Genomic DNA, 13,842 nt, shown 5'->3' with positions numbered 1-13,842 from the left:
GCCGGGGATCGGGGCGAGCGGACAAGCTTCAGCGTGCAACCGCGGCGGCTGCCACCGGGCGGGCCGACAGTGGTGCCGGACTCGTGGGGGCTCGGTCGGCGAGGAACCGGCGCAAGGCGTCTTGGGGTAGGGGTGGGGACCAGAGGAATCCTTGGGCGAGGGCGCAGCCCTTTTCGAGGAGGGTCTGAGCTTGTGCCGGGTGCTCGACGCCCTCGGCGACGACGGTGGCGCCCATGCCTTGGGCGATTCCGATGACACCACTGACCACGGCCGCTGATCGTGGGGCCGTGGCGAGGCCCTGGATGAAGGACCGGTCGATCTTCAACTCGTCGACGGGCATCTGCGCCACCGCCTGCAGGGTGCTGAACCCGGTACCGAAGTCGTCAACGGCGATCCGAACCCCGGTCCGGCGGAGGCGCTCGAGGGTTTCGATCAGCGCATCGTCGACGTGGAGCAGGTGGGTCTCGGTGACCTCGAGCACCAGCCAGGTGGGGTGTGCTCCGGCCGCGGTCAGCGCCTCGATGACCTGGGCGCCGATGTCGGCATCGCGCAGCTGGCGCGCCGAGACGTTGACTTGGATGGTCAGCGCGTGGCCCTCGGCGCGCAACGCGGCGACCTGGGCGCATGCCTCACGCAGGACCCAGCGGCCAATCTCGACGATGGCTCCGTGCGTCTCGGCAATGCCGATCCAGTTCCCTGGGGCCAACAGACCGTGCTGGGGGTGATCCCAGCGGACCAAGGCCTCGACCGCGGCGGTGGCACCGGACGCGATGTCGATCACCGGCTGGTAGTGAAGCCGCAGCTGGCCACGTTCAGCGGCCTGGTTCAGGTCGTGACGCAGGTCACGGTCCCGGGCGGCCGCCTCGGCGAGGTCGGAGGTCCATGCCGAGACGCCGGGGTGGGCGTCGGGGCTGAGTCGCTGCGATGCGAGTTGAGCGCGGCTGAGGAGTTCGTCGGGTGCGCTCAGGTCTTCGCAGACTGCGACGCCTGCCCGCGCCTGGAGGTGCACGACCTGATCGGCGATCACGATGGGCTCGGCAATCGCACGGCGCAGGTGGCTCGCCAGTTCGGTGGCGTGGTCCAGGTCGGCGACGTCGGGGCAGCACACGACGAACCGCGCATCTGCGGTCAGGCCCACGAGGTCCTGGGGACGTGCGGCGTCTTGAAGGCGAGCGCCAAGGGCGCTGAGGAACCGACCGCCGTCGTCCCATCCGATCTGATGCTGTGCCCGGCGCCAACCGTCGACGTCGATCACGACCGCGGCTGTGTGCCTGCCGGTGGCCAGACTCGCGTAGATCGCCGTGACGATGTGCTGGGTGAGCATCGCGCGGTTGGGCAGGCCGGTGTCCGAGTCGTGCAGGGCCGCCCAGGACAGCCGTTCGCGCGACTCCCATGCCCGGGTGATGTCGGACAGGTTCAGCAGGAGCCGACCCGGGTAGGCGTCTTGCCAGCGGCGCGCGGTCACCTCCAGGCGCTTGACCGGACCGGCCTCGGAGCGCAGGGAGACGTGGCCAGCCCATGCCTCCGCGGTACCGGCTGCGACCTCGGTGAGGCCGGCCACCAGCAGGCGGTGATCGTGGCTCTGCAGGAGCCGGAGGAGACTTGCGCCCTTGAGGCCCTCGCCGCTGATGCCAAGGAGTGCTTGGGCCGCGTTGTTCGAGCCCGTGATCGTCGCGGTCCCGTCGTCGACTCGCACGCCGACCAGGGCAGCGGGGTTGGCACTGAGCGCGGCCCGCAAACCGTCATCAGCCGAGGCGGCGCGGAAGGCTGCGGACTCGGCTTGCAGGCGAAGGACGGCCAACGCGGTGCCGGTCGTCGTGAGGACCAGCACGTAGAACTCGGCGCCGATCGCACCGATGTAGAAGCCCTGACGTGCCAGGTGTCCAAAACCCCAGGCGGTGAAGACCACGATCGTGGCACCTGCGACGGCCGCGTGGCTCAGTATCCGCAGCAGTGGCCCACGGGCGGTGATCCACAGGGTCAGCGGCACCGCGACGAACAGCATCGGCAGGGAGTGCTCCTCGATGAGGAGTGCCGCCAGGACTGCGCCGGTCGCGATCGCTTCAGCAGCAAGGCGGACGATCAGCCGGGCACCGGGCGGTGGCGGTAGGGCCACCCACGCAGCCGCGACGCCGAGAGCCAGCAAGGTCCCAAGAGCCGCACGCACCCCGACCAGGATCACGAACGGCCATCCATCCGCCGCGGGCCAAGCCATGGCCGGGGCTGCGGCGAGCCCGGCGACCACGCCGGCGCCGGCGGCGACCAACGCCAGCGACACGACGTCCGCGAGCCCGTCGAGCCGGCATCCTGCGGCCCAGCGGTGGCGCGCGGCGGCGGCGAACCCGGCGCCAGCCATGGTGGAGACCACTATCGCGCCCGCGATTGGCCAGCCGACTCCAGCTGCTCGTGCCACACCCGCGGTCACGAGCATGATCACCGCTGCTCTCGGAGCCGCGCGGCGCCCGGGACGTGACAGCCACAGCGCGCCCACGCCCACGGCCGAGTGCGACAGCGTCAGCCGGGAGGGGTCGACGGCCAGGACCGTGCCGGCGCCCGTCGCGATCGCGAACATGGCGAGCCAGAGGACCTCGGTCCGAATCCTCGCCACCACAACGCACCTCCCGGGCGCCCCTCCCTTCCCGGCGCGGAATGGTCCGGGTTGATCTAGGAATCGACACGCGACGTCGCGAACTGAGGGACATTGGTCCTTAGTGCCAGGCGTGGCCGCGATTGCCACCGCGAGGCCGTGTGAAAGGGCCCGTCCCCTGACTTAAGTTCCCCTTGGATTCGTCGATGCTGCTGGCACGTGCAGGGCTGAAGAGAGGTGCCAATGGACAGCAACGATGCGCACCGCCGGGTCCTGGCCTCCCTGCGTGACGGCCTATACGTCACCGACCGAAACAGGGTCGTCACCTTCTGGAACGCGGCCGCACACCAGATCACCGGCTACCCATCCGACAAGGCCATCGGCCGATGGTGCGGCGACGGCTTCTTGGACCACGTCGATGATGACGACGTCGCGCTGTGCGGGAGCCGGTGCCCCCTGCTGGCCTCGATGAGCGACGGCCAGACCCGCACCGTTGCCGTGTCACTGAAGCACCGCGACGGTCACCGCGTCCGGGTCCAGGTCACCGCCTCACCGCTGCACGACCACACCGGGCACGTCATCGGAGCCGTCGAGACCTTCCACCCGGCGCCCCGCGCCGGCGGCCAAGACTGACGCGCACGTAGCGCGCTGGCCTGAGCTCACTCGCACGTTCAGGGCGCACGACTTCACTGAGCCGAAATGCAATCCGACCTGGCACCGGTCCGACCCTCCCACCCCCGCTTGTCGAAGATCACCCGCGGCTCCAGAGACCAAACGCCTCAATAGCGGGAAAGGCCGCCCGACATGATCATCATCGCGAGACGACGGAGTCTCGCCCATCCCCCAGGAGACAGGCTCGAAGCCATGCGCACGCACGATCAACCCCCAATGAGGTGGTTCAACAACCGCAGCGTCAACACCCGCATTCTGTTCGCGGTCTTCATAGCGGCCGTGGTCGCCGCAGTGATCGGCGTGATCGGCATCAGCGCCCTGGGCGAGACCAACGCGGCCGCCCACGCGCTCTACGACAAGAACGTCCGAAACTCCGACCTGGCCGCCACCATGCACCGCGCCACCGTCGAGATGCGCCTGATGACCACCAACCAGGCCCTGTCCACGGGCCAGGGCCAGGTCTCCCAGTACGAGACCAAGGCCAAGGCCGCCGAGGCAGAAGCCCGCACGGCGCTGTCCACCTACCGGGCTGAGCAGCCCTCGGACAAGCAGGCGCAGCTGCTCGACGCCTTCGAGTCGGGTCTGAACGACTACGTCGGCCTCCGCGACTCCACCATGTTCCCGGCCGGAGCCGCCGGCGACGTCGCTGCCTGGCAGGCCGCGCGCGACCAGGCCGCATCGGCGATCACCGTCATGGACGACGCCCTGAACAACCTGACCAGCTACGAGTTCGACAGCGCCGGCGCAGCAGCCGACGGGGTCCAGCAGGTCTACGAGTCCCGCAGGCTGGAGTCGATCCTGATCCTGGTGGTCGGGCTGCTGCTCGCCGGTGGCATCGGCCTGCTGGTGGCCCGGTCCATCGTCGGCGGCCTGAACCGGGTGCGGGTCGTGTGCGAGGCCCTCGAGCAGGGAGACCTGACCCATACCTCGGGTCTCGTCACGCGCGACGAGGTCGGGAAGATGGGCGCCGCCCTGGACACCGCGGTGGGTCGGCTGCGCCAGACCATCGGCACCATCGACGAGTCGTCGGCCTCACTGGCCAGCGCCGCGGAGGAGATGTCCGCCACGACCACCCAGATCGCCGCCACTGCCGAGGAGACAGCTGCCCAGGCCGGGGTCGTGTCGGCCGCCGCCGAACAGGTCTCCACCAACGTGCAGACCGTGGCCGCAGGCGCCGAACAGATGGGCGCCTCGATCAAGGAGATCGCGCAGAACGCGACACGTGCCACCGACGTCGCCAGCCAGGCCGTCGCCGCTGCCTCGCGGACCTCCACCACCGTCAACCGCCTCGGGGACTCCTCCCGCGAGATCGGCAACGTCGTGAAGATGATCACCACGATCGCCGAGCAGACCAACCTGCTCGCCCTCAACGCCACCATCGAGGCGGCCCGCGCCGGGGAGGCCGGCAAGGGGTTCGCCGTGGTGGCAGGCGAGGTCAAGGACCTCGCTCAGGAGACCGCCAGGGCCACCGAGGACATTGCGCGCCGGGTCGAGGCCATCCAGGCCGACACCTCCGAGGCCGTGACCGCAATCGACGAGATCTCCACCATCATCGGCTCGATCAACACCTTCCAGCTGACTATTGCGTCTGCGGTCGAGGAGCAGACGTCGACTACCGCGGAGATCGGGCGCAACGTCGCCGAGGCTGCCACCGGCTCCGGCGAGATCGCGGCCAACATCGCCGGGGTGGCCGGAGCCGCCGACCTCACCACCCAGGGCGTCAACGACAGTCGCGACGCCGTCGCATCACTGGCCCAGATGTCCACCGAGCTCAAGACCCTCGTCGGACAGTTCCGCACCGAGTAGCACCAGAGGCGGGCCGGTGCGGCACAGCACAGGCGCCGGCCCGTCCTGGCCCTAGGTGTCGTGGCTCATGAGGTTGGTGACACCCGCTCGTAGCTGGCTCTACCGTCCCGGTCTGTGACCCGCTCGAGGAAGTCGGCGACACCGCGGATCCCATGGTGGACGAACGGCATCTGGTAGATCACGTCATGCTCGCCGTCGAGCAAGGGCGCGCGACCCGCGCGGTCCCCCGGGTGAACGACTCACCCTGCGCGCGCTCGGGCACCTCGAGCACGGTCCGGCCCTCCGCCCGGTAGCGGTCCCGGACCGCCTGCTCGTGCCAGAGTCCCTTGTCGATCAGCATCCGAGCCATCTCGCCGACCATGACCGGCGGCTGCGGGCGGACACCACGATCAACCTCGTCCCGCAGCGTGAGGTAGTGGGCGCAGTCCAGCCAGGCTGTGATCTTCGACGGGGTCAGCAGCCGCTCTGTCACCGACCCATTGTCGCCGCAGCCTCGAACACGGGCCGGGTCGTCCGGTGTGCCGATCTCGACGGGGGTGAACGGCAATCAGCCCGGGGCCTGTCAGAGCCATACGGGACGATGGGCATGGCCGTGAGGTCGGAGCGAGGAGCACACGTGGAGAAGAGAGTCGTCCTGTACGACCACGGGAACCTGCATGTGGACGCGGTCGAACGAAGCGATGGCGCCATCGTCATCGAGGGCCAGGACCTGTCGGGAGACGGCGAGTACGAGTACTTCCTCACGGTGTCCGGCGACCAGATTCCCTCGCTCGTGGTTGCCCTCGGCGGGAAGCCGGGGCAGGACGTCCTAGCCCTCCTCGAGCAACACGGCGAGCGGATCGTGCGACACGGTGAGCGGCGGTGGCTGGTGGATCACCACGTGATGGCGGACCTGTGGACATGGGGCAGCCCACCCCTCTAGGCAAGCCATCACCTCCGGCTACAGGCCCGACGAGGACTCTGCCCTCCGCGGATGAACGCGACCGCCTCAGCTGCCCCGGAAGGCTCGATCCCCCGAACGGCGGTCGTGTCGCAGCACCCGGCTAGGTTGTCTGGAGCGATCGGCAGACGGGGGTGCGCAACGTGGCGAGCGAGCTGGTATTCACCGTGCAGGGATCTGAGGCGACGCCCGCGCAGGCCGTCACATTGGCCGACACCGGACTGCGCGAGCGAGATGACCTCCAGGAGTGGGTGTTGGCCCACCCGTCGATCCTCGGCCCCGGTGTCATGATCATCACGTTCGAGTTCGACCACTGGTGGTCCGGGGCGGGCACACGAGAACGGGACCGCCTCGACGTCCTCGGTCTGGGTGACGACGGCCGACTCGTGGTCGCCGAGCTCAAGCGCGATCGCGCACCAGACACCGTCGAGATGCAGGCGATCAAGTACGCGGCGATGGCAAGCCGCTTCACCGAGGACACCCTCGTCGACCAGTTGTCCAGATTCCGAGCGCGGCGTGGTCTACCCGCCGACGAGGACACGACTCGCGAGATCCTGGCCACCCACGTCGGCGGCGAGCTCGACTCCGAGCTGCTCACCAAGCCCCGCATCGTGCTGGTCGCCGGCGCCTTCCCGCCGGTCGTCACCGCATCCGTGGTCTGGCTGACCGACATGGGCCTCGACGTCACGCTCCAGCGAGCCCAGGCATACCGGACGCAGGGCGGGGAAACGGTGGTGACCGTCTCCCAGCTGTTCCCTGTGCCCGACGTCGAGGAGTTCATGGTCTCCCCGCAACGCGCGAAGGCAAGGGCGGACGAAGCAGGCCGCCGCCGCGTCAGGGAGAAGAGCACCGTCGTGCGGCTCGTGGACGCAGCCGTTATCCCGGACGGCACCGTCCTCCAGCTTCGGCCCGCGGACATCGACCCGGACCTCGCGCGGCAGATCGAGGAGTGGATCAGCGCCGACCCTCGCCGTGGCACCGCGACCTGGAGCAACCGGCGATCAGACCCTCTGGAGTGGGCATACGACGGCCGGCGTGGACGGCCGACCCCGATCGTCCAGACCGTGCTCCAGGAGGCGACGGGAGTCGAGCGCTCCGTACGCGGGCCTGCCTGGTGGGTCCTTCCCGATGGCCGCGCCCTGACCGAGGTCGCCGGCTCGGTCACGTCGCGTGGTGGCTTCGACTGGAGCGTTCTGCACGCTGCGATGGCGGCAATCCCGCCCGGCCGTTGGACCACCTACGGCGACCTCGCAACCCTCGTCGGCACCGCACCACAACCGGTCGGCACGCACATCGCCCGCTGCCCAGAGTGCCCCAATGCGCAGCGGGTGCTGGGTGCCGACGGTCGAGTCAGCGAGACGTTCGCCTGGACCGACCCAGATGACCACCGGGAACCCCGCGACCTCCTCCGGGCCGAAGGCCTCCACTTCGACGGCCGCCAAGCCGACCCCCGCCAACGGCTGACCTCTGCTGAGCTCGAGGAGCTGGTCGACCAGTGACGACGGCTGCCGTCACGTTAGGGCTCCGGGTCCGGGCATCCGGCCGATACCCGTGGGGGCGACGCGCCCGATGACGTCCCACTTCGGCTGGCTCGACGCCGACGAGCAGCAGCGCCGCACGATGATGGAGGTCATCGCGCTGTTCCGGGACGAGGGCACGCTCGACGAGATCGGCATCGGCACGGTCCGGGACACCATCGCCAACACGCTCTTCCCGGGCCTGTCCGTGGTCCACACCAGACTCCGGTACGCGCTGTTCGTCCCGTGGCTCGTCGAGGAAGCGGTGAGGAACGCCAGATCGAGCGCAGACGCCGCAGCGCGTCTGCGGCGCCTGGAGATCAAGCTCATCGAGAGTCTTCTCGCCGGCACCGACGGACTCGCCGATGCCGAGTCCTCCGGCGTCATCGGAAGCCGCTCACGTGAACACCTCCAGCGCATGCCCAGCGCGATCTACTGGGGAACCCTCATGACCTGGGGGATCCGCAGCTGGGACGAGAGCATCGACGGTTTCATGCGCCGCTCGATCGGTCTGCGATCCGCAGCCAGGTCGCGCCCGGCCGCCGATGACCCCGAGGCGCGGGACACCTTCAACGTCTCTGGGTTCGACGCCGGGCTCCCCACCCGACCCGACGACCTCCTCATCAGGACCGACTTCCTGCTGACCTCCGACGAGACCGAGTACCTGGCGCACCGCATCCGGCTCTCGACCGCCGGCACGATGTTCGCGTGGTTGGTCGATCACCCGCCCACCAAGGGCGTCGACTACGTCTGGGACGTGCCAGGCATCGACTCCGCCCCTGCGCCGGCGGCGGAACTTGTGGAACACGGCCGCCGGTTCAGCGCCCTGGTCGACGGCGCGACCCTGCTGTACAACCTGCTGCTGGCCGAGCAGTCGGCACGCCCCGGCCTCGCCGACGACTACCGGGACCGGCTCGCAACCTGGTCCGCTGCGCTCGCCGCCGAGCGCGTCCTCGACGGTTGGGATCAGCGCGCGTTCTGGGACGTGATCCGGCGGCACAACCCGCGCGTCAGCGAGCGGACACGCGCCTTCGTCGACCAGTGGCGCGCGGTGGTCGAGCGCGCGCCCGACGTCGCCGACGACCGGGCGGCCCGTGAGCTCATCAGGTTCCGCGAACGACAGCTCAAGGGTGCGCGTGCACGCATCGGCAACAGGGCCGCGATCGACGCCTGGGGCGGCGCGTCAGGTCTCGGAAGGCTCAACTACCGCTGGCCGACGGTGCAACAGATGATCTTCGACCTCCACCCGGAGGTGCTCGATGCTCGCTCCTGACGCCCGCGTGCTGCTCACCGACGCCCTACGCCCGCCCGACGGGTACCGCGTCGAGATCGCAGTCGGAACCACGTTCTCCCTCGACCTCATGGCGCTCCTCCTCGCGCCGATCTCGTTCGCCCTCATCGAGCACGGCGACAGCCTCGCCAAGGCGGACCCCGCCGCACTCCTCGCCGCCCTGCGCCAGTACAGCGAGCGCACCACCGTCTTCTGCCAGGCCGGGGGCATCGCCGTCCCCGGCGAGTACCGGCGCGTGCTCACGTTCGCCGAGGACTGCGTGCACGAGGTCGTCGCACCCGACCACGACAGGCTCTTCCACCCGAAGGTGTGGGCACTCCGGTTCGCCTCCGACGAAGGCGTGCGGCACCGGCTCGTGGTCCTGAGCAGGAACCTCACCTTCGACCGGTCGTGGGACACGGCGCTGGTGCTCGACGAAGCAGACGACGGGCCCACCGTCGAAGGTGCGCGCGCAGCGGACTTCATCGCCGCTCTCCCCGACCTCTGCGTGCGCACCCTCCCGGCGGCCCGACATGAACAGGTGGAGTCGATCGTCGACTCGTTGCGGCAGGCGCGACTTGGCGTGCCGCACCCCTTCGACTCAGCAGAGCTCCTGCCACTCGGACTGGGCGAACCGGGGCACTCCCCCACCCCGCCCTCAGCGGATCGACTCCTGGTCATCAGCCCGTTCCTCGACGCAACAGCGGTGGCGACGATGGGCCGTGCATCGGCTGAGTGTCACCTCGTCTCCCGCGCGGACACCTTCGCCCGACTCGGTGGGGACGCGCTGGCAGGCTGGCGCACATCTGTCCTGAGCAGCTACACGGAGTCCGGGGACAGCGAAGCAGCGTCTGACCCAGACGGCGGGCAGCGCGACACCGTGCAGGTAGGCCCTGGGACGGGCCGCGGGCCCTGGGTCGCCGAAGGCCTGCACGCCAAGGTCGCGGTCGCAGACATCGGCTCCCGCGCTCAGGTCGCGACCGGCAGCGCCAACATGACCTCTGCGGGTTGGGGCGGCAACGTGGAGTTCTCTGTCCGACTCGAAGGCCCGGTGGGCCTGTGCGGCGTGAAGGCAATGCTCGGATCAGGCACCGACGGCCTCGCCCCGCTCCTGGAGGAAATCACACCCGAGCCGGAGGCTGCGAAGGCCGACCCACGCGAAGAAACCGAGCGCGCACTCGAGACGCTGCACCGGAGACTCGCCGCGGCCTATCCCACTGTCGAGGTTGGCGACGTGGACGGCGACGTCACGTCGATCGAGGTACGACTGCCGCTGCCCGAGCATCTGCCGGGCGAGACCCGCATCTGGCCGATCACCCTCCGCCCCGACGCTCATGCCCAACCTCTCGCTGCGTCGGTCTCGTGGCCCGAGATCGCGATCTCCGCGGTGACGCCGTTCGTCGCGGTCGAGACGACGGCGGGGACCGGCGACGCCCGGGTGACGCGCCGCTGCGTGCTCAAGGCAGAGCTGGTCGGCGACCCACCCGAGCGGCAGCAGGGTGCGTTGCGGGACCTGCTACGCGATGTCGAGGCGGTCGTCCGCTACCTCGCCCTCCTGCTCGCCGAACCCGAGCTCGGCGGCAGCATCGCGTTCGCCGACGCTGCGGCGAGGGACCTGCTCGGCGGCACCGACTCCCACCCGTGGACCAGCCACGACATCGTCCTCTTCGAGCCCTTGATCCGCGCTGCGGTCCGCGACAGCGCCGCCATCGGCCGCATCGCCCAGATCGTCGACGAGCTGCGCGAGGTGGGCGGTCTGCTGCCCGACGGGTTCGACCAGCTGTGGACCGTGGTCCGCGAGTTCGTCGCCGAGGAGGCAGGCGCATGACGACCGACCACCGGCCCGACGTCGACGCCGTGATGAGCGGGCTCAAGGACTTCCAGCGCGCCACAGTCGAGTACGTGCACCGCCGACTGTGGACCGACGACGACGCGGTCAAACGCTTCCTCGTCGCCGACGAGGTCGGCCTCGGCAAGACACTCGTCGCCAAGGGTCTCATCGCAACCACGGTCGACCACCTGTGGGACACCCCCAAGCGGATCGACATCGTCTACATCTGCTCCAACCAGCAGATCGCGCGCCAGAACCTCAGCAGGCTGAACGTGGTCGACGGGCAGAAACTCGACCACGCAGACCGCCTCACCATGCTGCCCACGGTCATCAAGCGGCTCAACGACCGGCGGATCAACATCGTCTCGTTCACCCCGGGAACCTCGTTCCACGTCAAGGGTGGCGGCGGCAAGGCACCCGAGAGGGTGGTGCTGTACTGGCTCCTCGCTGCGGCCTACGGTCGGGACTACGTGCGCCCCACCCGCTGGCTGAAGTTCTTCCGAGGTGGCTCGGGCCGCGAGAGCTTCGCCCGGCAGCTCGACTCGTTCGACCGCTCGAGCCTCGACGCGGACATCGTCGTGGCATTCCGCGACGAGCTTGAGAAGACGCAGGGTCCGAACGCCGGCCCGCTGCGAACCGAGCTCGAAAAGTGCGTGCAGGAGTTCAACTACCTGCGCGGCGACCCGCACTGGAGGCTCTCCAGCAGGCGCTACGCCCTCATTGGTGCGTTGCGGTCCGTGGTCGCTCGCGCCTCGGTCGAAGCCCTCGAACCCGACCTCGTGATCATGGACGAGTTCCAGAGGTTCAAGGACCTCATGGCGCCAGGATCGGACGCCGCCGAGCTCGCGCACGCGATCTTCAACCACCCCGACGCCAAGGTCCTCCTGCTGTCCGCGACGCCCTTCAAGATGTACACGCTGCCCGATGAACCGGAAGGCGATGACCACTACCGCGACTTCGTCTCAACCGTCCGCTTCCTCGCCGGCGACGACGCGGCCGCGGGCATCGAGGCTGACCTGCGGACCATGCGTGCGGCCCTGGTCGATGGCAGCTCGGTCGACGCGGCCCGAGCCGCTAAGGATCGAGTCGAGACGGCGCTACGCCGAGTGATGTGCCGCACCGAGCGGCTCGCGGTGAGCACCGATCGTGACGGCATGCTCCGGGAGACCCGCGCAGCTGCCAACGGCGTCGAGCTCACTGAGCTGCGGGCCCTGCGCGGCCTCAACAGCGTTGCCCGAGCCGTGGGGAGGCCGGACATCTTCGAGCTGTGGCGGTCGGCCCCGTACCTGCTCAACCTCATGGACCAGCAGGGCTACAAGGTGAAGGAAGACCTGCTCGACCACAGGTCCGACCCTGCTGTGGCGCGAGCGCTCGAGACCGCCGAGGGCATGCTCCCCTGGGAGGACGTCGAGCGGTACCGCGCACTGGACCCAGGCAACGCTAAGCTCCGCAGCCTCATCGCAGACGCCCTCGACCCGGGAGCCTGGCGGCTCCCGTGGCTGCCACCCTCACTCCCCTACGTCGAGCTCAGCGGCACCTACACGGATCCGGCCCTGCGGCAGTACACCAAGCGACTGGTGTTCTCCGCGTGGACGGTGGTCCCCAAGGCGATCTCGGTGATGGTCAGCTACGAGGCTGAGCGTCGCGCCACGGACCAGGCCGCCTCGCGACGCGAGTCCTACTCAGCGCGACGCACCACGCCGTTGCTCCAGTACAGGCTGAAGGACGGTGCACCGGGCGCGATGCCGGTCCTGGCACTCGCTTACCCCAGCTCCACGCTCGCTCAGCTCGGCGACCCCCTGGCCATCGCGCGCGCCGTGGCGGAGCGTCTGCCCGCACCACGCGATGCGGTTCTCGACGCCGTGCGCGACCGGGTAACGCGAGCACTCGATCGTCTTCCGACCAGCACCAGCGCGGCAGGGCCCCCCGACCGGCGCTGGTACTGGGCTGCGCCCGTGCTCCTGGATCGGGTCGCCGCCGTCCCGGACCAGCAGCGATTCGAAGCGGGCTTCGGCCTCGGCGACGACGATGACCCAGACGACGTGGGCCGTGGGCTCGCCGAGCACGTGGCCGCGTTGCGCGCCATCCGCGCTGAGGAGCTCGGTCCGCGCCCCGATGACCTCGTCGATGTCCTGGCACGCCTCGCGTTGGCGGGCCCGGGCGTGTGCGCGCTGCGCGCGCTGTCCCGGGTGGCCGGAGGACATGACGCCCTCGCCGACCCAAGCACCCGGCTCCACGCAAGCGTGGTAGCCGGTGGCCTGCGGTCCCTGTTCAACCGCCCAGAGTTGATGGCCATCCTCCGCGCGGAGGAAGCCGCCGAGGAGCACTACTGGCGGCTGGTGCTGGACCAGGCACTCGACGGCGGCCTCCAAGCCACCCTCGACGAGTACGCCCACGTGCTCCTGGAGTCCGAGGGCCTCCAGGACGCCCCCAGCCCGCTCCGGGCCGAGCGAATCGCGGGCCGGATGCGCGAAGCGCTGAGGCTGAAGACCACGAGCAACGCCGTCGACGAGTTCCAGCCGCACGACGCGGGCTTCACGGTCGAGCGCCACACGATGCGCTCGCACTTCGCCGCACGCTTCGGACGGGCGAGGGCCGAGGACCAGGCAGCCGTGCGCGAGACCCACGTGCAGACCGCCTTCAACTCACCGTTCTGGCCGTTCGTGCTCGCGTCGACATCGGTCGGCCAGGAGGGGCTGGACTTCCACACCTACAGCCACGCAGTGGTGCACTGGAATCTGCCCGGCAACCCCGTCGACCTCGAGCAGCGCGAAGGACGCGTGCACCGCTACAAGGGGCACGCGGTTCGCAAGAACGTCGCCGCGAGGCACGCCGATGCGGCGTTCCACGCCACCGTCGACGACCCCTGGTTCGCAATGTTCCTCGCAGCGGCCGAAGGCCGCGAGGAGGGCGCGAGCGACATCGTTCCCTCATGGGTGTACGCCGGGCCGGCGGCGATCGAGCGGTACGTGCCGGCGATGCCGTTGAGCAGCGAAGTCGCGCGATACCACCGGCTGCAGAGGACGGTCGGCGCGTACCGCCTGGTCATCGGGCAGCCACGCCAGGACGACCTGATCCGGTACGTCGGAGATGGTGCGGATCTCGAGTGGATGCGGATGGACCTCGGGCCCCGGAGCGGCACACGAGGGCCGGAGAAGCCCGCGTCACCATCGACGGGCGAGGCCGGGTTGTAGTGTGACGAAGCACCAACGACAGGGG

Annotated in this window: 9 protein-coding genes; 7 read left to right on the top strand and 2 right to left on the bottom strand. The window is 69.7% G+C overall.

Features of this window, described 5'->3' with window-relative positions; translation table 11 throughout:
• Positions 1–28: 28 nt before the first annotated feature.
• Positions 29–2,608: a putative bifunctional diguanylate cyclase/phosphodiesterase gene (locus Q6348_RS14120; RefSeq protein WP_304602038.1), complete on the bottom strand. Its 2,580-nt coding sequence runs from the start codon at positions 2,606–2,608 to the stop codon at positions 29–31.
• 222 nt (positions 2,609–2,830) lie between these two features.
• On the opposite strand from Q6348_RS14120, the gene Q6348_RS14115 reads away from it, so the two are divergent.
• Positions 2,831–3,220 carry a PAS domain-containing protein gene (locus Q6348_RS14115; protein ID WP_304602037.1) on the top strand — a complete coding sequence of 130 codons (390 nt, stop codon included), beginning with the start codon at positions 2,831–2,833 and terminating at the stop codon, positions 3,218–3,220.
• Positions 3,221–3,475: 255 nt separating this feature from the next.
• The gene (locus Q6348_RS14110; RefSeq protein ID WP_304602036.1) at positions 3,476–5,065 is read left to right on the top strand and encodes a methyl-accepting chemotaxis protein; all 1,590 of its coding nucleotides are present in this window, start codon (positions 3,476–3,478) and stop codon (positions 5,063–5,065) included.
• A gap of 178 nt (positions 5,066–5,243) precedes the next feature.
• On the opposite strand, the gene Q6348_RS14105 is transcribed toward Q6348_RS14110, so the two are convergent.
• The gene (locus Q6348_RS14105; RefSeq protein WP_304602035.1) at positions 5,244–5,537 is read right to left on the bottom strand and encodes a hypothetical protein; all 294 of its coding nucleotides are present in this window, start codon (positions 5,535–5,537) and stop codon (positions 5,244–5,246) included.
• 144 nt (positions 5,538–5,681) lie between these two features.
• On the opposite strand from Q6348_RS14105, the gene Q6348_RS14100 reads away from it, so the two are divergent.
• The 5 genes from Q6348_RS14100 to Q6348_RS14080 all read left to right on the top strand — a co-directional run bounded on the left by Q6348_RS14100 (position 5,682) and on the right by Q6348_RS14080 (position 13,817).
• Positions 5,682–5,987, top strand: a complete 306-nt coding sequence (locus tag Q6348_RS14100) for a hypothetical protein (protein ID WP_304602034.1) — start codon at positions 5,682–5,684, stop codon at positions 5,985–5,987.
• Positions 5,988–6,148: 161 nt separating this feature from the next.
• The gene (locus Q6348_RS14095; RefSeq protein WP_304602033.1) at positions 6,149–7,504 is read left to right on the top strand and encodes an MGMT family protein; all 1,356 of its coding nucleotides are present in this window, start codon (positions 6,149–6,151) and stop codon (positions 7,502–7,504) included.
• 70 nt (positions 7,505–7,574) lie between these two features.
• Entirely contained in the window at positions 7,575–8,795 is a 1,221-nt protein-coding gene (locus Q6348_RS14090; RefSeq protein ID WP_304602032.1) for a DUF6361 family protein, read from the top strand.
• Entirely contained in the window at positions 8,782–10,620 is a 1,839-nt protein-coding gene (locus tag Q6348_RS14085) for a phospholipase D family protein (RefSeq protein WP_304602031.1), read from the top strand. Before Q6348_RS14090 ends, Q6348_RS14085 begins: the two co-directional genes overlap by 14 nt.
• Positions 10,617–13,817: a DEAD/DEAH box helicase gene (locus Q6348_RS14080; RefSeq protein WP_304602030.1), complete on the top strand. Its 3,201-nt coding sequence runs from the start codon at positions 10,617–10,619 to the stop codon at positions 13,815–13,817. The genes Q6348_RS14085 and Q6348_RS14080 overlap by 4 nt, the downstream gene beginning before the upstream one ends.
• Positions 13,818–13,842: the final 25 nt, after the last annotated feature.

The sequence above is a fragment of the Actinotalea lenta genome (assembly GCF_030586465.1).
In the GTDB taxonomy this organism is placed as follows: domain Bacteria; phylum Actinomycetota; class Actinomycetes; order Actinomycetales; family Cellulomonadaceae; genus Actinotalea; species Actinotalea lenta.
This window is presented reverse-complemented; position numbering and strand designations above follow the sequence as displayed.

Bases quoted from the DNA above. Each gene is read 5' to 3' on its own strand.
- Q6348_RS14115 (WP_304602037.1), top strand. From the start codon at position 2,831: ATGGACAGCAACGATGCGCACCGCCGGGTCCTGGCCTCCCTGCGTGAC.
- Q6348_RS14110 (WP_304602036.1), top strand. From the start codon at position 3,476: ATGAGGTGGTTCAACAACCGCAGCGTCAACACCCGCATTCTGTTCGCG.
- Q6348_RS14090 (WP_304602032.1), top strand. From the start codon at position 7,575: ATGACGTCCCACTTCGGCTGGCTCGACGCCGACGAGCAGCAGCGCCGC.
- Q6348_RS14085 (WP_304602031.1), top strand. From the start codon at position 8,782: ATGCTCGCTCCTGACGCCCGCGTGCTGCTCACCGACGCCCTACGCCCG.
- Q6348_RS14080 (WP_304602030.1), top strand. From the start codon at position 10,617: ATGACGACCGACCACCGGCCCGACGTCGACGCCGTGATGAGCGGGCTC.